Source organism: Shinella zoogloeoides, assembly GCF_020883495.1.
In the GTDB taxonomy this organism is placed as follows: Bacteria; Pseudomonadota; Alphaproteobacteria; order Rhizobiales; family Rhizobiaceae; genus Shinella; species Shinella zoogloeoides.
On record NZ_CP086610.1, the window covers coordinates 1,220,552 to 1,243,057 of the forward strand.

Genomic DNA, 22,506 nt, shown 5'->3' on the forward strand with positions numbered 1-22,506 from the left:
GATGCGTCTCGACCGCCTCGATCTTGTCCGCTACGGCAAGTTCACCGACCGCAGCCTCGATTTCGGCGTGGCGGAACCCGGCAAGCCGGATTTCCACCTCGTCTACGGCCCCAACGAGGCGGGCAAGTCGACGCTGTTTTCCGCCTATCTCGACCTGCTCTTCGGCATCGAGAAGTCGAGCGCCTACGGCTTCCTGCATGCCTATGGCCTGATGCGCGTCGGCGGCCGGCTCTCCATCGGCGCAGAGCGGCACGAGGCCTATCGGCTGAAGCGCAACCAGGCCTCGCTGGTGTCCGCCGATGACCGGCCGCTGCCGGATACGCTCTTCGCCTCCGTGCTGGGCGGCATGGACCGCAATGCCTATCGGACCATGTTCTCGCTGGACGACGAGAGCATCGAGAAGGGCGGCGAGGACATTTTGAAGAGCGAGGGCGAGCTTGGCTCGATGCTCTTTTCCGCCAGTTCCGGCCTTTCCGACATGGCGACGGGCCTTGCGGCGCTGAAGCTGGAGGCGGATGAATTCTACCGCCCGTCCGGCCGCAAGCATGGTCTTTCCGCGCTCAAGGCCGAGATCGAGGCGCTGGCCGCCGAGCGCAAGGCGCTGGATGTGGCGGCGCGCGACTACGGCGCGCTGGTGCGCGAGCGAGACGCGGCCCTGCAGCGCCACGAGGCGGTGACGGCGGCCCGCGCCGAGGCGCGCACGGCGCTGGCGCAGCTCGAACGCAGCCTCTCGGCTCTTCCCAACCTGCGGCGCCTGCGCGCGCTGCGGGCGGAACTCGGCGCGTTCGACCTTGGCGCCTCGCCGCCCGCCGGGTGGCGCTCCCTGCTGGCCGACCTCGCCCGCGAGGAGGCGCAGATCGCGGCGCGCGCGACACGGGTCGTGACCGAGCGGGAGCAATGGGGCGAGGAACGCGCGGGGCTTGCCGAGGACGACGCGGTGCTGGCCGCCGAGGCGGATATCGCGGCGCTGTCCGGCTCCACGCTCGAAGCCCGCTTCCGCACCGCCGCCATGGACCTTGCCGCCCGCGAGGCCGAGCGCGACGGGCTTGCCGCGACCATCGGCGCGGCCATCGCCGCCCTCGGCCTGCCGCCGGAGGCCGATGCGGCGGAGATCGTGCCTCCCGCCGGGCAGGTCGAAAGGCTCAACGCGCTTCTCTCCCGGCACGCCACGCTGACCGAGCGCGGCGAAAGCGCCCGGCGCGAGCAGGCGGAAGCGGAAAAGGCGTTGGACGCCATCCTTCGCTCCGCTGCCGTTTCGGCTGAAGGGGCGCAGAACGACGAGACGCTTCAGGTCGCCCTCGGCGCAGCCCTGCGAGCCGCCCGTACCGCCGATTTGCCGGCCCGCCTGCGGGAAGGCCGCCGTCACGTCCTCCTCGCCGCGCAGGAGGCGGAAGGCGCATTGGCGCGTCTTGCGCCGTGGGACGGGGACGCTACGGCGCTTACGGCCATGAATGTTCCGACGCTGGAGGCCATCGAGAGCCTGCGCAAGCGCTCCGACGCGGCGGCAGAGGCTCTGCGCCGGCAAGGCGAACAGGTCGCTACGCTGGAACTGGAGGTCGCTTCGGCCCGCGCCGTGCTCGAGGCGCTGCAAAAGGCGACGGGCGCGACCGGCGAGGAGCAGGCATTGCAATTGCGCTCGGTGCGCGAGGCCGCATGGAGCGCGCATCTCGGCGCGCTCGACGCCGGCTCTGCCGCCGCATTCGAAAAGACGATGCGCGAGGACGATCGGGCGACGGAAGCGCGCCTGCGCAACGCCGACCGGCTTTCGGAAATCCGCGTCGTGGAACGCACGGTCGCGGAAGGGGCCGCGCGGCTCGATGTTCTTGGCGGCGAGACTGCCCGGCTGCTACGGGCGAAGGCGGATATCGACGCGGAGGCGGCCGCGATTGCCGGTGGCATCGGGCTTGCGCCGGTGTCCCTGGCGGAAGTGACCCACTGGCTCGGGCAGCGGCTTGTGGCGCTGGAGGCGTTGGAAACCCTCGCCCGGCGGAAGGGCGAGACGGGTCTTGTGGAAACGGAAGCGCGCGCGCTCGTGACGCGGCTCGCCGCCTTCCTGCCGGCCGGCATCGCTGCGGAGACGCCGCTGGATGAGGCGCTTTTCCTCGCCGAGGACCGGCTGGAAGGGTTGAAGGCGGCCGTTCAGGCGCGGCAGGCCGCTGCCGAGCGTCTGGCCCGGGCGAAGGCGGATGCCGAAACGCGCGAGAAGGCCGCGGAGGAGGCGACTGCCGGGCTTGCCGCTTGGCAGGACGCATGGGACCGCGAAATTGCCGGAAGCTGGCTGGCGAGCGAGGGCGCGCCGGCCGGGCCGGACCGTCTTGCCGCGCTGCTGCCCGCCCTGCAGGCGCTTGGCCGCAATATCGAGCGGCAGCAGGAACTGGAGCGCCGCATCGCTGCCATGCGCCGCGACCAGCAGGATTACTCCGCCCATGCGGAACGGCTTGCCGCGCGCCTGTCGGAGCGGTTTGACGCGAACGACCCGCTCTCCACCGTTGCCGGCGTCGCCGGCCGTCTGGCCGAGGCGAGGACGATCCGCGAGCGGCGCGAGGCGATAGACAAGGCGCTGGCGCGCCTTGCCGAGGAGGACGGGGCGCTGGAGGAGCGGCGCGCGGTCCTCGTCTCGCGCCAGTCCGAGGTCTTTTCCTTCCTCGGCTGCGACACGCTGACGGAAGCCGAAATGCTGCTCGAAGCCTATCGCAAGCGCGACGAGGTCTTGGGCCGCGTCGAGGATGCGGCGCGCACGCTGTTGCAGCAGATGCGCACCGAGACCGTCGAGGAGGCCGAGGCGCTGCTGTCCGCGGTCGACGACGATCAGTTGACGAGCGAAAAGGCCGACCTTGCCGCGCGCCTCGATGCACTGGACCGGGAGGTGCAGGAACAGCATCTGGCCCGCGTGCGGGCGGAGGAGGCGCTGGCCCGGATCGCCGGCAGCGATGCGGCGGCGGCGCTGGAGGAGAAGCGGCGCACGGCGCTCATCGACCTTGCGGACAGATCGCGCCGCTACCTTGCGACCCGCGCCGGCATTCTGGCGGCGGAGCAGGCGTTGCGGCTCTATCGCGAGCGTCACCGCAGCGCGATGATGGAGCGCGCCTCCAGGACCTTCCGCGAGATTACCGGCGGCGAATATGCCGGGCTTTCCACGGTGCTGGAGAAGGACAGCGAATTCCTCGTCGTCAACGCGGCCGCCGGCGGCTCGAAGCTGGCGAAGGATCTTTCCAAGGGCACGCGCTTCCAGCTCTATCTCGCGCTGCGCGTTGCCGGCTATCACGAGATCGCCGCCAGCCGCGAGATCGTGCCCTTCATCGCCGACGACATCATGGAGACCTTCGACGACCGGCGCGCGCTGAATGCCCTCAGCGTGATGGGCGAGATGGCAAGGGGCGGGCAGGTGATCTATCTTACGCACCACCAGCATCTGCGCGACCTTGCGCTGGAGGTCTGCCCGGACGTGACGCTCCATGAATTGTGAGGGCTGAAACGTCGATAGACGAGGCGGCCGGCAGGGCCGCGAACTTGACTCGGCGGATGGTAAATGGTTCTTGGCGCACCATCGCGACCGTGGCGAAGCATGCTTCGCCGGGCGCCGCGCCCTGGATGAACGGACAGGCATGACGATGAGAACCGGGAAAGAGGCGAGGATGTGGGAGCGGGGCCTTGCGCCTGCCGGCTTCCTCGTGCTGCTTTTCACCCTGTTCCTCTCGCAGTTCTCGCTGCCGGAAAGCATCGGCGGGCCGCGCCATCCGCAGCGCGCGGCAACCGAGGGCGGCGTCGCGCCGTCTCCGCTCACCGGCGCTGCCGATGAACTCTGGTTCCCCGCCAGCGGCCATGCCGAACGGCGCGCCGCCAAGGCCAAGACCGGCCTTCCCGATGGCGATGCCGGCGGCAAGGCGCTCCTTCCGGGCGCAGGCAGGCTGATCTACCCCTTCGAGACCGTCGCTGCGGAAGCGTCCCCGGCGGTTGACGATCCGGCGCAGGCCCGATCCGGCCCCGCGTCCTTCCGCAGCCGCGCGCCGCCCGTTCGCGCCGTCTGAGGCCCTGTGGCGTTCCTGACGCCGCGCCATTCGATTGAAATTCCGATCCCCACGGAGGACGCCGGCCCATGATGTCGCGTCCTTCCGGCAGTTGAAGTGGAACAACCCATGAAAACCTCCAAATGGGCATTGTTCGTCTCCGCCGCCATCATCCTCTTCGGGATGCTCGCGGCCGTGCCGAACGTGCTGACGCCTGAACAGCAGGCGCGATTCGGGCGCTACCTGCCCGCTAACCCCGTCACCCTCGGCCTCGACCTGAAGGGCGGCTCGCATCTCGTTCTGGAGGTGGATTCCGCCGCGCTCCGCAAGGCGCGCATGGACACGCTGCTCAACGATACGCGCGCCATCCTGCGCACGGCCGGCGAGCGCGCCTCCGCCGCGCGCCTGAGCGGTACGACGCTGACGATCACACTGCCGGACCAGGCCGCCTTCGACAAGGTCCTGCCGGAAGTGCGCAAGCTGGCCGCGCCGACCTCGACCCTCGGTTTCGGCGCCGGTTCGTCCGATATCGACGTCGCGACCAATGACCTCGTCATCAACGTCACGCTGACGGAAGCGGGCGTCAACGAGCGCATGTCGGCCGCCGTCGAGCAGAGCCTCGAGATCATCCGTCGCCGCGTCGACCAGGTCGGCGTTGCCGAACCGCTCATCCAGCGCGTCGGCGGCGACCGCATCCTCGTCCAGCTTCCGGGCCTGCAGGACCCGACGCGCCTGCGTCAGCTCCTCGGCTCGACCGCGCAGATGAGCTTCCACATGGTCGACCAGACCGTGGACCCGAACGGCGTCGCCCCGCGCGGCGTGATGATCCTGCCGGGCGCCAACGACAACAACAAATATGCCGTCGAAGAGCGCGTCGCCATTTCCGGCGACCGTCTTTCCGACGCCAAGGCGGGCTTTGACCAGCGCACGAGCGAGCCGATCGTCTCGTTCAGCTTCGATTCCACCGGCGCGCGCCAGTTCGCGGAAATCACGCAGGCCAATGTCGGAAAACCCTTCGCCATCGTCCTCGACGGCAAGGTGCTGACGGCGCCGGTCATCCGCGAGCCGATCATCGGCGGCCAGGGCCAGATCTCGGGCAACTTCAACCCGCAGGAAGCGACCGTGCTTTCGGCGCTGCTGCGCTCCGGCGCGCTGCCGGCCCCGCTCACCATCATCGAGGAGCGCACCGTCGGCCCGAATCTCGGTTCGGACTCGATCCGCATGGGCCTCTATACGGGTCTTGCCGGCCTTGCCGCCGTCGTGGTGCTGATGCAGGTGCTCTACGGCTCCTGGGGCATCATCGCCAATCTCGGCCTCGTGCTGCACACGATCCTGACCATCGGCCTGCTCGGCCTGCTCGGCTCGACGCTGACCCTGCCCGGGATTGCCGGTATCATCCTCGGCATCGGCATGGCGGTGGACGCCAACATCCTGATCAACGCCCGTATCCGTGAAGAGACGGCGGGTGGGGCAGGGGCCATGAAGGCGCTCGATGTCGGCTTCAACAAGGCCTATGCCACCATCGTCGACGGCAACATGACGACCATGGTCGGCATGATCCTGCTGTTCATGTTCGGCTCGGGTCCGGTGCGCGGCTTCGCCATCACCATGATCATCGGCCTTGCGATCTCGATGTTCACCTCGATCACCTTCGTGCGCTTCCTGATGCGCGAGGCGGTCATCGTGCGCAAGATGAAGAAGATCGAGATTCACTCGCTCTTCGGCAAGGTCTGGGAAATCCCGACCTTCTCCTTCATGCGCGGCCGCTATATCGCAATCGCCATGTCGGCCTTCATCTCGACGAGCTCGATCATCCTGTTCTTCACGCCGGGCCTCAACTACGGCATCGACTTCGTCGGCGGTATCCAGGTGGAAGCGACGTCCAAGACGCCCATCGACCTCGCGCCGCTGCGCACGAAGATGGAAGAGCTGAACCTCGGCGAAGTGGCGCTGCAGGAATTCGGCCAGGGCACGTCGGTCCTCGTTCGCGTCCAGCGCCAGCCGGGCGGCGAAGAGGTGCAGACCGCAGCGCTCCAGAAGATCCGCGACGGCGTTGCCGAAGTGATCCCGGACGCCAATTTCGAGCGTACGGAAGTGGTCGGCCCGACGGTCAGCACCGAGCTTGCCCGCTCCGGCTTCCTCGCCGTCGGCCTCGGCATGCTCGCCATCCTGATCTACATCTGGTGGCGCTTCGAATGGCACTTCGCCGTGGGGGCCATCGCGACGCTGATCCTCGACATCACCAAGATGATCGGCTTCTTCTCGCTGATGCAGATCGACTTCAACCTGACGGCCATCGCCGCCGTGCTGACGCTGATCGGCTACTCGGTGAACGACAAGGTGGTGGTGTACGACCGCATGCGCGAGAACCTGCGCAAGTACAAGTCGATGCCCTTCTCGGACCTCATCGACCTGTCGATCAACCAGGTGGTCATGCGATGCATCTTCACCTCACTCGCCGTCGCGGTCTCGCTGCTGCCGATGGCGATCTGGGGTGGCGATACGGTCAAGCCCTTCGCCTGGCCGATGCTGTTCGGCGTCATCGTCGCGACGACCTCGTCGATCTATATCGGCGGCCCGATCCTGCTGTTCCTCAACCGCTTCTGGAAGGACCGCGAAGGCTCGCGGGCGCCCGGTTCGGCCGGAACGCCGGCTGCGGAAAGCTGAAACAGAAACGGGCGCCCTCGGGCGCCCGTTTTCGTATCGGGAGAATTTCGTATCAGGAGAAGCGTGCGGGACTGAAGGTTTCCGCCCCGATGCCCTCGCGGGCGAGCGGCTCCGGCACCGGCTGGCCGGCAAGGAGCGCGGCGGCAAGGCTGCCGAGGGCGGGCGAGGTGAGGATGCCGTAGCCGCCCTGGCCCGCGAGCCAGAAGAAGCTCGGCTCGTCCGGCGCGGGGCCGACGACGGGCAGGCGGTCGGCGGCAAAGCTGCGCATGCCGGCCCAACTGCTGAAGACGCGCCGCACCTGCACGGTCGTCGCCTCTTCCACATAATGGGCGGCATAGGCGATATCGAGTTCTTCCGGCTGCACGTCGGCCGGTTCGCAGGGCGTCTCGTCGGCGGGCGAGGCGAGCAGGCGGCCGCCCTCCGGCTTGAAATAAAAGGTGTCCTCGATCTCGTTCATCTCCGGCAGGCGGCCGGCATCGATGCCCTCGGGCAGGTCGATAGTGACGGCCGTGCGCCGGTTCGGCACGACGCCGAGGGGGGCGACGCCCGAAAGCGAGGCGACGCTGTCGGCCCAGCCGCCGGCCGCGTTCACCAGAATGTCGGCCGCGATGGTTTCGCCGTTCGTCTCGATCAGCCATTTCTCGCCGACCCGGCGGGCGCTCGCGAAGGCGCGATTTTCCAGAATCTGCGCGCCCTTGTGCCGGGCATGGCGGGCATAGGCCTGCAACAGGGCGTCGACCTCGATATCCCAGTAGCTCGGGTCGAAATAGGCGGCGGCGCAATAGGCGGGGTTGAGGATCGGCGCGCGGGCCAGCAATGCCGCCTCGTCGAGCCATTCCACGGCCACGCCGAGCGCCGTCGCTTCCTCGAAGCGCTTTCGCACCAGCGCTTCCTTGCCCTGCGTGCCGAAGATGATGCTGCCGCGCGCAATGAGCAGGGGAACGGCGACGAAGCCTTCCGGCGGCGTCGTCATGAAGGCATGGCTGGCCCGGGCGAGGGCATTCACGAGGGGCGGGTTGTCACGCAGGGTGAATTCGGCGGCCGACCGGCCGGTGCTATGATAGCCGAGCGCGCTTTCCTGCTCCAGCACAGCGACGGACCGATGCGGGGCGAGGAAATAGGCCAGCGAAATGCCGGCGATGCCGCCGCCGATGATTGCGATGTCGAACGTCTGCATGACCGCCTCCTGTCGTTTGTCCTTCTGGCGTAGGGAAGCGCTCGCCATTCTTCAAATTTATAAGAGTGAAGGTCGATATCAGTTGGATTGATGTGGCTCGCCCCAGTGCCACGGCGCGACGTCCGCGACATGGGCAAGGAAGGCCCGTTCGGCCGGATTGAGCGCCGAGCCGGGATTGGTGATGCGGAAGGTTTCCGTGACGGGAAGGTTCTCGTGGGGCGGCAATTGCCAGAGTTCGCCGGCGGCAAGAGCCGGCCCGGTGAGATGGATCGGCAGCATGCCGATGCCCGCATTGGCAACGACGAGCCGCAGCACCTCCTCGACATTGAAGGCGAGCGCGCGCACCTGCTGGCCGAAGGAGCCGACCGCGCGCACCGCCGTCACCGGCCCCATATGCGGCCCGCCGAGAACATCGGCGAGGAAGCTGACATAGGGCTCGCCCCGCAGATCCTCCAGCCGGGCGTCCGGCGCGCCGAACAGCCGGTGCCCGCGGCCGCAATAAAGCGCATAGCGCTCGTAGCAGAAGGGGGCCTTGTCCAGCCCTTCCGGAATGATGCCGTCCGAAAGGCCGAGCGTCGCCACGCCCCGCTCCACGGAACGGATGACGTCGGTCGTCGTCTCGATCGTCACGCCCACGGTGACGCGCGGATGCAGCTGGAAGAAATCGGCGATGGCCCGGTCCCAGGCCGGGTTCAAGGCGTGGCTGACGGCGTGGATGGCGATGTGCCCGGCAATGTCCTCGCCGGAGGAGACCATGGCTTCCGGCAGGCGCACGATGGCGGTGAAGATGTCGTGACAGAGCGTATGCAGGCGCTCGCCGGCCTCCGTCAGCTCGAAGCGGCCCGGTCCCCGGTCGATCAGCCGGTGGCCTACCGATTGTTCCAGCCGCTTCAGCGCCATGCTGACGGCCGGCTGTTGCAGGAGCAGCCGGTTCGCCGCGCGCGTGATCGAGCCTTCCTCCACCACGACGACGAAGGTGCGCAGCAGATTCCAGTCGAGATTGTGGGCGAAGCGTTCGAGGCGGTTGATCGGCATGCGTGTAGCTAGGACGGGCGCGTGGCGAAAGGCAAGGGGAGGCGGAAACGAGTGGACCGATTATAGGAGCGAATCGGTGCTTTTTTCAGGGAACGAAAACAGCGCCCGCGCATTCCCACGCTTCGGAAGATGGGGAAATGCATTATGTGGGAAAGGTTTAGCTCCAGCGGGCTCGCGGGGAGCTATGTCGATGAATTGTCGAAGGCTGGCGTGAGGGCCGCAATGGAATTCCGGCCGCGGCGGGCGCTGGATCCCTATCCGTTTCTGGTCACTGCGGTGGAAGGAAATGGAGAGGAGACGCCTCCGTCCTGGCCCTGGCACGGGGATACGGGGGAAGGCGATATACAGGCCGGCTCGTAAGAGCGGGCGGCAGGAGGCGGCCGAAGCCGCCTCCGCGTCGCTTACTTCATCGTGTAGACGTCGATGGAGAAGTACTTGTCGTTGATCTTCTTGTAGGTGCCGTCTTCGCGGATCGCCTGCAGGGCCGCATTCAGCTTCTCGCGCAGGTCGTTGTCGTCCTGGCGCACCGCGATGCCGACGCCTTCGCCGACGAACTTCTTGTCGGTGATCGGCTCGCCGATCAGCTCGCAGCAGGCCTTGCCATCCTCGTTCTTGGTAACCCAGTCGAGCAGCGGGATCATGTCGCCGACCTGTAGGTCGAGGCGGCCGTTCACCATGTCGAGGTTCACTTCGTCCTGCGTCGGGTAGAGCTTGACGTCCGCATCGGGATAGGTGGCCGTGGCGTAGTCGGCCTGCGTGGTGCCCTGCTGGGCGCCGATCGTCTTGCCCTTCATGCCCTCATTGGTGAAATCCGTGATGCCGGAATTCTTCGGCGCGGCATGGGTCATGGCGGCGAGATAGTAGGGATCGGTGAAGGCGACCTGCTTCTTGCGCTCGTCGGTGATGAACATCGAGGCGATGATCATGTCGTACTTTTTGGCGAGAAGGCCCGGAATGATGCCGTCCCAGTCCTGGCCGATGACTTCGCACTCGACCTTCATCTTCTCGCAGAGCGCAAGGCCGATCTCGACGTCGAAACCGCCGAGCTTGCCGTCCGCAGTCTGGAAGTTGAAGGGCGGGTAGGCGCCTTCCGTGCCGATCTTCAGCGTCTCGGCCGAAGCCTGCGCGGAAAGGAGCGTGGAGCCAGCAAGAGCCAGTGCGAGCAGTATTTTCTTCATGGTCTTCCCCTGTTCTGATTGTGACCGGAAGGGACGGTAGCGCGCGCAAGCGCATAAACGAAATAGATAGCCATGATGTTCGCTATTATTCTCGTTTATGCGCTCTGCGGCGTTTACCAGCGCTGGTGAACGTGGGGCGCGACGAGGCGGTCGTAGACCGCGCGCGTTGCGTCCATCACGTCCTGCGGGATGGCGGGCAGGCCGGCGGCGGCCGCATTGGCCTTCGCCTGCGCGGCGTTGCGTGCGCCCGGAATGACGACGCTGACGGCATCCGCCATCAGGATCCAGCGCAGCGCGAAGGCGGCCATGCTTTCGCCCGCCGGCACCAGCGCGCGGATTTCCTCGACGGCTTCAAGGCCCGTCTCGAAGGGCACGCCGGCAAAGGTTTCGCCCACGTCGAAGGCCTCGCCCTGGCGGTTGAAGTTGCGATGGTCGTCGGCGGCAAAGGCGGTGTCCCGCGTGATCTTGCCGGAGAGCAGGCCGCTTGCCAGCGGCACGCGGGCGATAACGGCGACCTGCCGGCGGGCGGCTTCCTGGAAGAAGAGCCGCGCCGGGCGCTGGCGGAAGATGTTGTAGATGATCTGCACGCTGACGACGCCGGGATATTCGATGGCCTTCAGCGCTTCCTCGACCTTCTCGACGCTGACGCCGTAATCGGCGATCTTGCCGGCGGCCTTGATCTCCTCGAGCGCCTGGAAGACTTCGGGGCGGTAGTAGACTTCGGTCGGCGGGCAATGAAGCTGCACGAGGTCGAGGCACTCGACGCCGAGGTTCTTCAGGCTCCGGTCGATGAAGCCTTCGAGATTGGCCCTGGTATAACCGTCCGCGACATGCGGGGAGAGCCGGCGGCCGGCCTTGGTCGCCACCATCGGGCGGTCGCCGCCGCGTTCCTTCAGCACGTCGGCGATGATCTTTTCCGAGCGGCCGTCGCCGTAGACGTCGGCGGTGTCGATGAAGGTCATGCCGGCATCGAGCGCGGCGTGGAGGGCGGCGCGGCCATCCGCCTCGCTGACGTCACCCCAGGCGCCGCCGATCTGCCAGGCGCCGAAGCCGATATCCGTGGTGACGAAATCCGTGCGGCCGAACTTGCGATGTCTCATGAAAATCTCCCGGCAAAAATGAATTTGCCGGGAGGTAGCACCCTCGGGAGAGGCGGACAAGGAAGCGCCGGTCAGACCGGCGCGATTTCGACAAGGTAGAAAGCGGCGTTTTCTCCTGCCGGCACCACTTCGGCCGCTTCCGCGCCGCCGAGCAAAAGGGCATCGAGCGGCTGGAGGCCGGTGAGGCCATCCACCGTGGAGACGCCGAGCGGTTCAAGCGCCAGCAGCAGACGCTGGCCCGACGATGCCGGGAGCGCCTTTGCGCCCGTGGCTATGTGGTGGACAAGCGTGTGCCGGAAAACGCCGCGCCGCGTCATCACGTTGAGGTCGGTAATCGGCCCGCCGGGAAGGCGAGCCGATGTCGGTGCATCGGCCGGGAAGGGCAGCGGCGCGGATTGCGGCGTCAGCAGCCTCTCGCCAAGCCCTTCGATGGACAGTTCCATCCCGTCGCCCGTCAGCACCGCCAAGGTGCGGTCGATGCCGGGGAAGACGGAGAAGGGACCGTCGCTCGCCACGCCCGCCATGCTGACGCGCCAGCCGAAATCCGAAAGGCTCGCGCCTTCCGGATGGACGATCACCTCGACCGTCTCGCCGCCGCCGTTCTTCCACGGCATGCGGCGATGGTCTGCGTTGCGGAGCAACCGGCTCATCAGTTGCCGAGGATGCCGGGCAGACGCAGGCCCTTTTCGCGGGCGCAGTCGAGCGCGATGTCGTAGCCCGCATCGGCGTGGCGCATGACGCCGGTCGCCGGGTCGTTCCACAGCACGCGGCCGACGCGCTCGGCGGCTTCATCCGTGCCGTCGCAGCAGATGACGACGCCCGAATGCTGCGAGAAGCCCATGCCGACGCCGCCGCCGTGGTGGAGCGACACCCAGGTCGCGCCGGATGCGGTGTTGAGCAGGGCGTTGAGCAGCGGCCAGTCGGACACAGCGTCCGAGCCGTCCTTCATGGCTTCCGTCTCGCGGTTCGGCGAGGCGACGGAGCCCGAATCGAGGTGGTCGCGGCCGATGACGATCGGAGCCTTCAGCTCGCCGTTCTTCACCATCTCGTTGAAGGCGAGGCCGAGGCGGTGGCGGTCGCCGAGGCCGACCCAGCAGATGCGCGCCGGCAGGCCCTGGAAGGAGATGCGCTCCTTCGCCATGTCCAGCCAGTTGTGCAGGTGCTTGTTGTCGGGCAGCAGCTCCTTCACCTTGGCGTCGGTCTTGTAGATGTCTTCCGGATCGCCCGAGAGAGCGGCCCAGCGGAACGGGCCAATGCCCTGGCAGAACAGCGGGCGGATATAGGCCGGAACGAAGCCCGGGAAGGCGAAGGCGTTCTCGAGGCCCTCGTCCTTGGCGACCTGACGGATGTTGTTGCCGTAGTCGAAGGTCGGGATGCCCATGTCCTGGAAGGCGATCATGGCTTCGACATGCTCGCGCATGGAGGCGCGGGCGGCCTTCTCGACAGCCTTCGGGTCGCTTTCGCGCTTGGCCTTCCATTCGCCCATCGTCCAGCCCTTCGGCAGGTAGCCGTTGATCGGGTCGTGGGCGGAGGTCTGGTCGGTGACCATGTCGGGGCGGATGCCGCGGCGGATCATCTCGGGAAGGATTTCGGCGGCGTTGCCGAGCAGGCCCACGGACTTGGCTTCACCGGCCTTCGTCCAGCGGTCGATCATCGCCATGGCTTCGTCGAGCGTCTCGGCCTTCTCGTCGATGTAGCGGGTGCGCAGGCGGAAATCGATCGAGTCCGGGTTGCACTCGACGGCAAGGCAGGAAGCGCCGGCCATGACGGCTGCGAGCGGCTGGGCGCCGCCCATGCCGCCAAGGCCGCCGGTGAGGACCCACTTGCCCTTGAGGTTGCCATTATAGTGCTGGCGGCCGGCTTCCACGAAGGTCTCGTAGGTGCCCTGAACGATGCCCTGCGAGCCGATATAGATCCACGAGCCGGCCGTCATCTGGCCGTACATGGCAAGGCCCTTCTTATCCAGCTCGTTGAAGTGATCCCAGGTAGCCCAGTGCGGCACGAGGTTGGAGTTGGCGATGAGAACGCGCGGCGCATCCTTGTGCGTGCGGAAGATGCCGACCGGCTTGCCGGACTGCACGATCAGCGTTTCGTTGTCTTCAAGGTCGCGCAGCGAGGCGACGATCTTGTCGAAATCGGCCCAGGTGCGGGCGGCGCGGCCGATGCCGCCATAGACGACCAGTTCGTGCGGGTTTTCCGCGACGTCGGGGTCGAGGTTGTTCATCAGCATGCGCAGCGGCGCTTCCGTCAGCCAGCTCTTGGCGGTGCGTTCGGTGCCGGTGGCGGCGCGGACTTCGCGGATATTGTGGCGGGGATTGTCGGTCATGGCTGGTTCTCCCGGATCAGCGTGTGAGGGTGGAGGCAAGGGCCTCGATACGTTGCAGAATGTCTTTCAGATGAATGCGCAGGCGTGCGGCCTTCTCTTCGTCCAGATCGAAGGGCGGAGCCTCCGTGGACAGATGGCTCACCTGCGCGAGTTCCATCTGGATGGCGTGCACGCCGGTTTCCGGCTTGCCGTAGTGGCGCGTCGTCCAGCCGCCCTTGAAGCGGCCGTTGAGGATGCTGGTATAGCCCTCCGCCTTCGCGCAGGCTTCGAACGTCGCCGTTTCGATTTCTTTCGCGCAGGTGCGCCCCATGTCGGTGCCGACGTTGAAATCCGGCAGCCGGCCTTCGAACAGGAAGGGGATCAGCGAGCGGATCGAGTGGCAATCGTAAAGGATCGCCACGCCATGGATCGCCTTCACACGCTCGATCTCGGCGGCGAGGGCCGCGTGGTAGGGCGCATGGAAATTGGCGAGCCTATAGGCGATGTCGGCCTCGGTCGGGGCCTCGCCGTCCTTCCAGATCGGCTTGCCGTCGAAATCCGTTTCCGGAACGAGGCCCGTCGTGTTCTGGCCGGGATAGAGGCTGACGCCGGCCGGATCCCGGTTGGCGTCGATGACATAGCGGTGGAACGTGGCGCGCACGGTCGTCACGTTCGGCAGGAGGCCGTCATAGAGACGCTCGATGTGCCAGTCCGTATCCGCGAGGATGCGGCCATTGTCGTTCAGGCGCTCCCGGATATCGGCGGGAACATCGGTGCCGGTATGCGGGAAGGCGAGAATGACGGGCGAGGTGCCCTGGTGGAGTTCGAAGAGCGCCATGTCAGGCTTCCAGAACCGGCAGGATACCCTTGGTGACGGAAGCGGCGAGCGCGCCCGAGGAGACGAACGTGCCGGCAGCGGCGAGGTCCGGGGCCATGTAGCGGTCTTCCTCCAGCGTCGCCACGACCGTGCGCAGCGCGGCGACGACCTTCTGAAGCTCCGGGCTGGTGGTGAGCGGGGCGCGGAACTCGACGCCCTGTGCGGCCGTCAGCGCCTCGATGCCGATGATGGCGGAGAGGTTTTCCGTCATGCGCAGCAGGCGATGCGCACCGTGGCAGGCCATGGAGACATGGTCTTCCTGGTTGGCGGAGGTCGGCGTCGAATCGACCGAGGCGGGATGCGACATCTGCTTGTTCTCGCTCATCAGCGCGGCCGAGGTGACTTCCGCGATCATGAGGCCCGAATTGAGGCCCGGCTTCTTGGCGAGGAAGGCCGGAAGGCCGAAGGAGAGGGCCGGATCGACCAGCAGCGCGATGCGGCGCTGGGCGATGGCGCCGACTTCGCAGGTCGCGATCGCGATCTGGTCGGCGGCGAAGGCAACGGGCTCGGCATGGAAGTTACCGCCGGAAACGACGCTGTTATCCGAAAGGACGAGCGGGTTGTCGGTCACGGCATTGGCTTCGATTTCGAGCGTGCGGGCGGCCGAGCGCAGGAGATCGAAGCAGGCGCCGTCGACCTGCGGCTGGCAGCGGATGCAATAGGGGTCCTGCACACGCTCGTCGCCGTTTATGTGGCTGTCGCGGATGACCGAGCCGGCCAGCAGCGCACGCAGCGTGGCGGCGGCGTCGATCTGGCCCTTGTGGCCGCGCAGCGTGTGGATATCGGGATGGAACGGTGCCGAGGAGCCCATGGCGGCATCGGTCGACAGAGCGCCGGTAACGAGGGCGGCCTGTGCGGCGCGATGGGCGCGGAAGAGGCCGGCAAGCGCGAGGCCGGTGGAGACCTGCGTGCCGTTGATGAGGGCAAGGCCTTCCTTGGCGGCGAGCACGACCGGCTTCAGGCCGGCCTTTTCGAGCGCCTTGCCGCCCGGCAGGCGTTCGCCGGCATAGATGGCTTCGCCTTCGCCGATCATCACGGCCGTCATGTGGGCGAGGGGGGCAAGGTCGCCGGACGCGCCGACGGAACCCTGTTCCGGAATGACCGGGATGACGCCCTTGGCCTGCATGGCTTCCAGAAGGCGGACGATCTCGATGCGCACGCCGGACGCGCCGCGGCCGAGCGAGATGAGCTTGAGCGCCATGATGAGGCGCACGATGTTTTCCGCGAGCGGCTTGCCGACGCCGCAGCAGTGCGACAGGATCAGGTTGCGCTGGAGCGTGGCGACATCGGCCGGGGCGATCTTGATGGAGGCGAGCTTGCCGAAGCCGGTATTGATGCCATAGACCGGCTCGTCGCCGGCGGCGATTTCCGCGATGCGCGCGGCGGCCTTCTGGATGCCGGCGTCGAAGGACGCGTCGAGCTTTGCGGCCTCGCCGGTCCAGTAGATGGTTTCAAGGGTCTTGAGGGGCACGGAGCCCGGGTGAAGCGTGATCGTCATGGTTCATTCCCCGATGCAGCGAAGGCTGCGACTTGACTTGATTAGTATCCGCTGCGGATGCGGGCATGCATGGGGTTGAAGCCCATGCGATAGACCAGTTCCGCCGGCCGGCCGATGTTCCAGAGAACGAAATCGGCCCATTTCCCGGCCTCAAGCGTTCCCACCTCGTCGACCAGCCCAAGCGCGCGGGCGGCTTCGCGCGTCGTGCCGGCGATGCATTCCTCGACGGTCATGCCGAAGAGGGTTGCGGCCATGTTCATGGTGAGGAGGAGGGAGGTGAGCGGCGACGTGCCGGGATTGGCGTCGGTGGCGACGGCCATCCTGACGCCGTGCTTGCGGAAAAGATCGACCGGCGGCTTCTTCGTCTCGCGGATGAAGTAGAAAGCGCCCGGCAGGATGACGGCGACGGTGCCGGCCCTGGCCATGGCGGCCGCGCCCGCATCGTCGGTATATTCGAGATGATCGGCCGAAAGCGCGCCATAGCGGGCGGCAAGCTCCGCGCCGTGGAGATTGGAAAGCTGGTCGGCATGGAGCTTGACCGGCAGGCCATGGGCCTTGGCGGCCTCGAAGACTTCGGTCATTTCCGCCGTCGAGAAGGCGATGCCCTCGCAGAAGCCGTCCACGGCGTCCGCAAGTCCTTCGGCCGCGACGGCTGGCAGCATCTCGGTGACGACCTGCTTTATATAAGCCGTCTTGTCGCCGTTCATCTCGGGCGGCAGCGCATGGGCGCCGAGGAAGGTGGTGCGCACGGTGACGTCGCGCTCATCGGCGATGCGGCGGGCCGCGCGCAGCGACTTCAGCTCGTTTTCCGTATCGAGACCGTAGCCCGACTTCATCTCGACCGTCGTCACGCCCTCGGCGATCAGCGCATCGAGGCGGGGCAGGGTTTCCCGCACCAGATCGTCCTCGCTCGCCGCGCGCAAGGCCTTCACGGACGAAACGATGCCGCCGCCGGCCCGCGCAATCTCCTCATAGGAGGCGCCGGCAAGGCGAAGCTCGAATTCGTGGGCGCGGTCGCCGGCATGCACGAGATGGGTGTGGCAGTCGATGAGGCCAGGTGTGATCCAACGGCCTTCGCAATCCACGCTCTCGGCCTTGGCGAATTCGGCGGGAAGCTCGGCTTCCGGCCCTGCAAAGGCGATGCGTCCGTCGATGACGGCAATCGCGCCGTTTTCCACGATACCGAGGCCGGGCAGGCTTTCCTTGAGCGTCGCGAGCCGGGCGTTGCGCCAGACGCGGGCGATGTCGTTTTCCGTTGCCGTCATCGTGATTGCCTCTTCCCTGTGATGGAGATAATGTATATACATAATCACATCGGACGCAAGAGCCATTTTTCGGATCGGCGTCAGGCATGCATATCGGGAGAGGAGACCGGCCATGGCCGTCATTCATGCAAGGCAGGCGCTGCTGGCGAGCGGCTGGGCGAACAATGTCCGTATCAGCATCGAGGGCGGCCGCATCGTCGGGATCGAGAGCAGGGCCGCTGCGCCCGGCGACGAGCGCCACGACACGATTGTCGCCGGCATGCCGAACCTGCACAGCCACGCCTTCCAGCGCGGCATGGCGGGCCTTGCCGAAACGCGTGGCCCGGGCAATGACAGCTTCTGGAGCTGGCGCAATGTCATGTATCGCTTCGCGCTCTCCATGACGCCGGACGATGTCGAGGCCGTCGCCGCCCAGCTCTATGTGGAAATGCTGGAGGCCGGCTTCACCCGCGTCGGCGAGTTCCACTACCTGCACCACGACAAGGACGGCGGACATTATGGCGATATCGCCGAAATGGCCGCGCGAATCGCCTCCGCCGCATCCGCCACCGGCATTGCGCTCACGCTGCTTCCCGTCTTCTATGCCCATGCCGGCTTCGGCGGCACCGCGCCGGGCGAGGGCCAGCGCCGCTTCATCAACGACCGCGATTCCTATGCGGCCCTTCTGGAGCGCTGCCGCGCTCTCACGAATGCGCTGCCGGGCGGCGTCACCGGTGTCGCCCCGCACAGCCTGCGCGCCGTTACGCCCGATGAGCTGACCGACGTCGTCACCATGGCTGGCGACAAGCCCATCCATATCCACATCGCCGAACAGGTGAAGGAAGTGGAGGACAGCGTCGCCTGGTCCGGCCGCCGCCCGGTGGAGTGGCTGCTCGACAACCAGAAGGTCGACGGCCGCTGGTGCTTCATCCACGCGACCCACATGACGGATGCCGAAACGCTCGGCATGGCGAAAGCCGGCGCCATCGCCGGCCTCTGCCCGATAACGGAAGCCAATCTCGGCGACGGCACGTTCCCCGCGCCCGATTTCCTCGCTGCCGGCGGCCGCTACGGCGTCGGTTCCGATTCGAACGTGCTGATCGGCCTGCCGGACGAGTTGCGCCAACTCGAATATTCCCAGCGCCTCCATCACCGCGCCCGCAACGTGCTGGCTGCGCCCGGCGGCTCGACGGGCCGCGCGCTCTTCGACGGCACGCTTGCCGGTGGCGCGGCGGCGCTTGGCGCCGAGGCCGCGATTGCGGTCGGCAATGCGGCCGATGTCGTCAGCCTCAAGGCGCGCCACGGCCTCGACCTTGCCGGCGACGCCCTGCTCGACGGCTGGATCTTCGCCAATGGCGCGGCGGTCGATTGCGCCTGGGTGGATGGCCGCAAGCAGGTCGAGGGCGGCCGGCATGTCGCGCGAGAAGCGGTCGGCCGGCGCTTCACGGCGACCATGCGGGCGCTCGCCGAGGGCTGAGCGTGCTATTGAAAGGTGCAGCGGCCTTTTCTAAAAACGCGTATGGGCCGGGCGAATCCATGCCCGGCGGAAGCGGAGGCGGCCATTTCCATCGTTGAGGACAGAACGGGACCGGAGGCCAGGGAGCCCTCGCTGCACCGCCGCATCCTGGAGGATGTGGAGGGCCGGATCCTTTCCGGCGAATGGCCTCCCGGCTACCGCATCCCCTTCGAGCACGAACTGACCGAGCAATACCAATGCTCGCGCATGACGGTGAACAAGGCGATCACCGAACTCGTCAAGCGCGGTCTCATCGAGCGCCGCCGCAAGTCCGGCAGCTTCGTCACCCATCCGCACGCCCAGTCCGCCGTTCTCGAAATCCACGACATCCGACTGGAGGTCGAATCGCTCGGGCTTCCCTACCGCTACCAGCGCCGCACGCGCCTCGATCGCGCCGCCAAGGCGGCGGACCGACGGCTATTGGACCTGCCGGACGCCGCCCGGCTGACGGAAATCTCGGCCCTTCATTTCGCCGGCGCGCATCCCTTCTGCCTGGAAGACCGCCTGATCAACCTCAAGGCCGTGCCGGAAGTCGCCAGTGAAACCTTCGAGGATCACGCGCCCGGCCCCTGGCTGATCAGCCGCGTGCCGTGGAGCGCCGCCGAGCACCGCATCCGCGCTGTCGGCGCCGACACCCGCGCCGCCGAACTTCTTGCCATCGCCCCCGGAACGCCCTGCCTGGTCGTCGAGCGCCGCACCTGGAGCGGCGGCCTCTATGTCACCCATGTGCGCCTGACCTATCCGGGCGAAATGCATGAACTCGTGGCCGAATTCGCCCCGACGCACCCCAAGCAGCCTTGAGGCCGGGCAGCCTTGAGGGTGGACGAGACGCTTCCACTCTGTCACAAGGCTTTGAGAACGCGACTGCCGGTATTTATAGATCGGGGTCGGGCGACCGATTGACGTCACGTCGCTGCCGCGAGACCACGCTGGCCGTTCTACATTCCGCCGTTTCCCATCCTTACCCATTCGATCCAGCCGGACCCTCGATCCGGTGATACCCGCAGGACCGCCAGCCATGAGCAAGAAAACGAAACTGGAGCATTCCGAGCTTTCGGGAGAATTCACCGAAGACGGAATCACGGTCCTCGTCGACATCTCCCGTCCCGCCGGCACGCAGAACGACTGGAAACTGGAAGTCATCACCCAGAACGAAGACCTCTTCGAGTGGGACGAACCCTTCGCCACGGACCGTGAGGCCTTCGACGAATTCCTTGCGACTGTAGCAAGGGACGGAATCGGCTCGTTTCTGGAAGAAGACGATATCCCGACGACGCATTGACGGGGCGAGGCTGGCGGATTTTCAGGAAACCCGCCGGCAGCCTTTCAATGGCCCGAAACGACAAAAGCCCCGCTTTTGCAGGGCTTTACAGGTTATCTGTATGAAAATGGTGGGCGATGAGAGACTCGAACTCCCGACATCCTCGGTGTAAACGAGGCGCTCTACCAACTGAGCTAATCGCCCGCCGCGTTGGTGGCTGTGATCTATGCGGAACCGGATCGAACCGCAAGAGGCAATCGCAAAGTTTTTTGCATTTTTTTGAATGGCCCCATGAAGATGGACAAGGGTGTGGAAACATTTCGCCATGCGTCATTCTTTTGTCTTGAAACCTGCTTGACACCCAAACACGAACCCCGTAGTTAGCCGCTCATCGAACGGCTCAGGCCGCTCGGGACGGGTGCTTCGCCATCCGGACGCTTTCGAGAATGCGGGTGTAGCTCAGTCGGTTAGAGTGCCGGCCTGTCACGCCGGAGGTCGCGGGTTCGAGCCCCGTCACTCGCGCCACTCGAAAGGCCGGACGAACAACCGGGGCCGCAAGGTCAAGAAGATGCGCGGGTGTAGCTCAGTCGGTTAGAGTGCCGGCCTGTCACGCCGGAGGTCGCGGGTTCGAGCCCCGTCACTCGCGCCATTTCTTCTCTTTCAGCGCGTTACCGCTGTTTTCTCATCTTTCACTTGAAGCATTTCGCCAGATGATTCTCGTCGTCGTTCGGCCGATGGCTCGCGCGGGATTCGCTCTGTCTCTGTCGCGGTGACGGGCATGTCGCCGGCCGGCAAATCCCTGTGGGTGGCGGGGAAGGGCGGCGGTGCCCGCCTTGCGCTGCGGCGAAACGTCCCGCGTGCCGCCTTCATGAAATCGTAACGATTTAAATGGCTTTGCCGCCAGCTTTTCCATGGGGTCGGGAAAAGAACACAATGATTGCGGCGAAAGCCGGACAAAGCCTTGCGCGGGGACGCTCGCTGCGCTAACGACATCCCGTTGCAACATACTTTATCGGCTTGCAGGTCTTTGGGCCAACAGGCGTCTCTCCGGCGCCACGAGCAGGCAGGATGGACGCCAATGACTGAACTTCTCGGTTCCTATATCCCGATCGCCATCTTCATCGGTATCGCGCTCGTGATCGGCATTGCACTGCTGGTCGCGCCGTTTGCCGTCGCATACAAGGCCCCCGATTCGGAAAAGCTCTCCGCTTACGAGTGCGGCTTCAATGCGTTCGACGATGCGCGCATGAAATTCGATATCCGCTTCTATCTGGTGTCGATCCTCTTCATCATCTTCGACCTGGAAGTCGCCTTCCTCTTCCCCTGGGCCGTTTCCTTCGGTGAACTGGGCTGGTTCGGCTTCTGGTCCATGATGGTCTTCCTCGGTGTCCTGACCATCGGCTTTATCTACGAATGGAAGAAGGGGGCGCTCGAATGGGAGTAGCTCATACCAACTCGACGCTCATCGCGCCGCAGGCCAAGGGGATCATCGATCCCAACACCGGCAAGCCCGTCGGCAGCAACGACGCTTTCTTCGGCGAGATCAACAACGAGCTCGCCGACAAGGGTTTTCTGGTCACCTCCACGGATGAGCTCATCACCTGGGCCCGTACCGGCTCGCTGATGTGGATGACCTTCGGTCTCGCCTGCTGCGCCGTGGAAATGATGCAGCTTTCGATGCCGCGTTACGACGTCGAGCGCTTCGGCTTTGCGCCGCGCGCCTCGCCGCGCCAGTCCGACGTCATGATCGTCGCCGGCACGCTGACCAACAAGATGGCCCCCGCGCTCCGCAAGGTCTACGACCAGATGCCGGAGCCGCGCTACGTCATCTCGATGGGCTCCTGCGCCAATGGCGGCGGCTACTATCACTATTCCTATTCGGTGGTGCGCGGCTGTGACCGCGTGGTGCCGGTCGACATTTACGTACCAGGCTGTCCTCCCACGGCGGAAGCGCTCCTTTACGGCGTGCTGCTGCTGCAGAAGAAGATCCGCCGGACCGGTACGATCGAGCGTTAAGGGCAGGGGACTTATACGATGAGCGAAGCCCTCCAGGAGCTTTCCTCCTATATCGGCGAAACGGCCGGCGGTCTCGTCGCCTCCGCCGATATCGCCTATGGCGAACTCACGCTGAAGACGGATGGCGCGCGCGTCATCGCGCTTCTGACCTTCCTGCGCGACGATGTGCAGTGCGGCTTCGTCAATCTCGTCGACATCTGCGGCGTGGACTGGCCGGCGCGCGCCGAGCGCTTCGACGTGGTCTACCACCTGCTGTCGCCGCGCCAGAACCTGCGCATCCGCGTCAAGGTCGCGACGGGCGAGGACCAGCCGGTCCCGTCCGCCTGTGCGGTCTATCCGGGCGCGGACTGGTTCGAGCGCGAAGCCTACGACATGTACGGCATCCTCTTCACCGGCCATCCGGACCTGCGCCGCATCCTCACCGACTACGGTTTCGAGGGGCATCCGTTGCGCAAGGACTTCCCGACGACCGGCTTCGTGGAAGTGCGTTATGACGACGAGGTCAAGCGCGTCGTGTACGAGCCTGTCGAACTGAAGCAGGAATTCCGCAACTTCGACTTCCTCTCTCCCTGGGAAGGCACGGACTATGTGCTGCCGGGCGACGAGAAGGCGAAGACGAACTGAT

Annotated in this window: 18 protein-coding genes and 3 tRNA genes; 11 read left to right on the top strand and 10 right to left on the bottom strand. The window is 66.1% G+C overall.

The annotated features are described in order from the left end of the window. The first annotated feature begins 1 nt into the window (after position 1). From K8M09_RS06130 to secD, 3 genes are all read left to right on the top strand, one after another. Positions 2–3,466 carry an ATP-binding protein gene (locus K8M09_RS06130; protein ID WP_160784778.1) on the top strand — a complete coding sequence of 1,155 codons (3,465 nt, stop codon included), beginning with the start codon at positions 2–4 and terminating at the stop codon, positions 3,464–3,466. Between the two features lie 139 nt (positions 3,467–3,605). Further along, positions 3,606–4,028, top strand: coding sequence for a hypothetical protein (locus K8M09_RS06135; protein WP_160784777.1), 423 nt, complete (start codon positions 3,606–3,608; stop codon positions 4,026–4,028). Between the two features lie 108 nt (positions 4,029–4,136). Further along, positions 4,137–6,674 (top strand): protein translocase subunit SecD, encoded by a 2,538-nt coding sequence (secD, locus tag K8M09_RS06140; protein WP_160784776.1) that lies wholly within the window; start codon positions 4,137–4,139, stop codon positions 6,672–6,674. 52 nt (positions 6,675–6,726) lie between these two features. Here the strand turns inward: secD and K8M09_RS06145 are convergent, their stop codons facing one another. The 9 genes from K8M09_RS06145 to hutI all read right to left on the bottom strand — a co-directional run bounded on the left by K8M09_RS06145 (position 6,727) and on the right by hutI (position 17,109). Then, positions 6,727–7,851, bottom strand: a complete 1,125-nt coding sequence (locus tag K8M09_RS06145) for an NAD(P)/FAD-dependent oxidoreductase (protein WP_160784775.1) — start codon at positions 7,849–7,851, stop codon at positions 6,727–6,729. A gap of 78 nt (positions 7,852–7,929) precedes the next feature. Continuing rightward, complete coding sequence (locus K8M09_RS06150) at positions 7,930–8,886, bottom strand: LysR family transcriptional regulator (RefSeq protein WP_160784774.1); 957 nt, start codon at positions 8,884–8,886, stop codon at positions 7,930–7,932. A gap of 401 nt (positions 8,887–9,287) precedes the next feature. Then, positions 9,288–10,064: an ABC transporter substrate-binding protein gene (locus K8M09_RS06155; protein ID WP_160784773.1), complete on the bottom strand. Its 777-nt coding sequence runs from the start codon at positions 10,062–10,064 to the stop codon at positions 9,288–9,290. 113 nt (positions 10,065–10,177) lie between these two features. Then, complete coding sequence (locus K8M09_RS06160; protein ID WP_160784772.1) at positions 10,178–11,164, bottom strand: aldo/keto reductase; 987 nt, start codon at positions 11,162–11,164, stop codon at positions 10,178–10,180. A 71-nt stretch (positions 11,165–11,235) separates the two neighbouring features. Then, complete coding sequence (locus K8M09_RS06165; protein WP_206366643.1) at positions 11,236–11,814, bottom strand: HutD/Ves family protein; 579 nt, start codon at positions 11,812–11,814, stop codon at positions 11,236–11,238. After that, positions 11,814–13,490 carry a urocanate hydratase gene (hutU, locus tag K8M09_RS06170; RefSeq protein ID WP_160784771.1) on the bottom strand — a complete coding sequence of 559 codons (1,677 nt, stop codon included), beginning with the start codon at positions 13,488–13,490 and terminating at the stop codon, positions 11,814–11,816. The genes K8M09_RS06165 and hutU overlap by 1 nt, the downstream gene beginning before the upstream one ends. 16 nt (positions 13,491–13,506) lie before the next feature. Continuing rightward, the gene (gene hutG, locus K8M09_RS06175; RefSeq protein ID WP_160784770.1) at positions 13,507–14,307 is read right to left on the bottom strand and encodes an N-formylglutamate deformylase; all 801 of its coding nucleotides are present in this window, start codon (positions 14,305–14,307) and stop codon (positions 13,507–13,509) included. Position 14,308: 1 nt separating this feature from the next. Then, positions 14,309–15,844: a histidine ammonia-lyase gene (hutH, locus tag K8M09_RS06180; protein WP_160784769.1), complete on the bottom strand. Its 1,536-nt coding sequence runs from the start codon at positions 15,842–15,844 to the stop codon at positions 14,309–14,311. A gap of 41 nt (positions 15,845–15,885) precedes the next feature. After that, positions 15,886–17,109, bottom strand: a complete 1,224-nt coding sequence (gene hutI, locus K8M09_RS06185) for an imidazolonepropionase (RefSeq protein WP_160784768.1) — start codon at positions 17,107–17,109, stop codon at positions 15,886–15,888. 112 nt (positions 17,110–17,221) lie between these two features. Here hutI and K8M09_RS06190 point away from each other — a divergent pair, with 112 nt between their 5' ends. From K8M09_RS06190 to K8M09_RS06200, 3 genes are all read left to right on the top strand, one after another. Next, positions 17,222–18,565 carry a formimidoylglutamate deiminase gene (locus tag K8M09_RS06190; protein ID WP_160784767.1) on the top strand — a complete coding sequence of 448 codons (1,344 nt, stop codon included), beginning with the start codon at positions 17,222–17,224 and terminating at the stop codon, positions 18,563–18,565. 42 nt (positions 18,566–18,607) lie between these two features. Continuing rightward, complete coding sequence (gene hutC, locus K8M09_RS06195; protein WP_160784766.1) at positions 18,608–19,405, top strand: histidine utilization repressor; 798 nt, start codon at positions 18,608–18,610, stop codon at positions 19,403–19,405. A gap of 217 nt (positions 19,406–19,622) precedes the next feature. After that, a complete protein-coding gene (locus K8M09_RS06200) occupies positions 19,623–19,886 on the top strand; it encodes a hypothetical protein (RefSeq protein WP_160784765.1) in 264 nt (87 codons plus the stop codon). Between the two features lie 107 nt (positions 19,887–19,993). Here K8M09_RS06200 and K8M09_RS06205 read toward each other — a convergent pair. Continuing rightward, positions 19,994–20,069: transfer RNA gene (locus K8M09_RS06205), tRNA-Val, on the bottom strand. 244 nt (positions 20,070–20,313) lie between these two features. Between K8M09_RS06205 and K8M09_RS06210 the strand changes: the two genes are divergently transcribed. From K8M09_RS06210 to K8M09_RS06230, 5 genes are all read left to right on the top strand, one after another. Further along, positions 20,314–20,390: transfer RNA gene (locus K8M09_RS06210), tRNA-Asp, on the top strand. 47 nt (positions 20,391–20,437) lie between these two features. After that, positions 20,438–20,514 (top strand) — tRNA-Asp (locus K8M09_RS06215). 429 nt (positions 20,515–20,943) lie between these two features. Beyond that, complete coding sequence (locus K8M09_RS06220) at positions 20,944–21,309, top strand: NADH-quinone oxidoreductase subunit A (protein WP_160784764.1); 366 nt, start codon at positions 20,944–20,946, stop codon at positions 21,307–21,309. Next, positions 21,300–21,881, top strand: a complete 582-nt coding sequence (locus K8M09_RS06225) for a NuoB/complex I 20 kDa subunit family protein (RefSeq protein WP_160784763.1) — start codon at positions 21,300–21,302, stop codon at positions 21,879–21,881. Before K8M09_RS06220 ends, K8M09_RS06225 begins: the two co-directional genes overlap by 10 nt. A gap of 18 nt (positions 21,882–21,899) precedes the next feature. Continuing rightward, the gene (locus K8M09_RS06230) at positions 21,900–22,505 is read left to right on the top strand and encodes an NADH-quinone oxidoreductase subunit C (RefSeq protein ID WP_160784762.1); all 606 of its coding nucleotides are present in this window, start codon (positions 21,900–21,902) and stop codon (positions 22,503–22,505) included. Position 22,506: the final 1 nt, after the last annotated feature.

What these genes read in the sequence shown, in the direction of transcription:
- hutU (WP_160784771.1), bottom strand. Translation starts at nt 13,490, where the DNA reads ATGACCGACAATCCCCGCCACAATATCCGCGAAGTCCGCGCCGCCACC.
- K8M09_RS06135 (WP_160784777.1), top strand. Translation starts at nt 3,606, where the DNA reads ATGACGATGAGAACCGGGAAAGAGGCGAGGATGTGGGAGCGGGGCCTT.
- hutC (WP_160784766.1), top strand. Translation starts at nt 18,608, where the DNA reads ATGGGCCGGGCGAATCCATGCCCGGCGGAAGCGGAGGCGGCCATTTCC.
- K8M09_RS06230 (WP_160784762.1), top strand. Translation starts at nt 21,900, where the DNA reads ATGAGCGAAGCCCTCCAGGAGCTTTCCTCCTATATCGGCGAAACGGCC.
- K8M09_RS06200 (WP_160784765.1), top strand. Translation starts at nt 19,623, where the DNA reads ATGAGCAAGAAAACGAAACTGGAGCATTCCGAGCTTTCGGGAGAATTC.
- K8M09_RS06150 (WP_160784774.1), bottom strand. Translation starts at nt 8,886, where the DNA reads ATGCCGATCAACCGCCTCGAACGCTTCGCCCACAATCTCGACTGGAAT.
- K8M09_RS06130 (WP_160784778.1), top strand. Translation starts at nt 2, where the DNA reads ATGCGTCTCGACCGCCTCGATCTTGTCCGCTACGGCAAGTTCACCGAC.
- K8M09_RS06225 (WP_160784763.1), top strand. Translation starts at nt 21,300, where the DNA reads ATGGGAGTAGCTCATACCAACTCGACGCTCATCGCGCCGCAGGCCAAG.
- K8M09_RS06190 (WP_160784767.1), top strand. Translation starts at nt 17,222, where the DNA reads ATGGCCGTCATTCATGCAAGGCAGGCGCTGCTGGCGAGCGGCTGGGCG.
- K8M09_RS06155 (WP_160784773.1), bottom strand. Translation starts at nt 10,064, where the DNA reads ATGAAGAAAATACTGCTCGCACTGGCTCTTGCTGGCTCCACGCTCCTT.
- secD (WP_160784776.1), top strand. Translation starts at nt 4,137, where the DNA reads ATGAAAACCTCCAAATGGGCATTGTTCGTCTCCGCCGCCATCATCCTC.
- hutH (WP_160784769.1), bottom strand. Translation starts at nt 15,844, where the DNA reads ATGACGATCACGCTTCACCCGGGCTCCGTGCCCCTCAAGACCCTTGAA.
- K8M09_RS06165 (WP_206366643.1), bottom strand. Translation starts at nt 11,814, where the DNA reads ATGAGCCGGTTGCTCCGCAACGCAGACCATCGCCGCATGCCGTGGAAG.
- K8M09_RS06145 (WP_160784775.1), bottom strand. Translation starts at nt 7,851, where the DNA reads ATGCAGACGTTCGACATCGCAATCATCGGCGGCGGCATCGCCGGCATT.
- K8M09_RS06160 (WP_160784772.1), bottom strand. Translation starts at nt 11,164, where the DNA reads ATGAGACATCGCAAGTTCGGCCGCACGGATTTCGTCACCACGGATATC.
- hutG (WP_160784770.1), bottom strand. Translation starts at nt 14,307, where the DNA reads ATGGCGCTCTTCGAACTCCACCAGGGCACCTCGCCCGTCATTCTCGCC.
- hutI (WP_160784768.1), bottom strand. Translation starts at nt 17,109, where the DNA reads ATGACGGCAACGGAAAACGACATCGCCCGCGTCTGGCGCAACGCCCGG.
- K8M09_RS06220 (WP_160784764.1), top strand. Translation starts at nt 20,944, where the DNA reads ATGACTGAACTTCTCGGTTCCTATATCCCGATCGCCATCTTCATCGGT.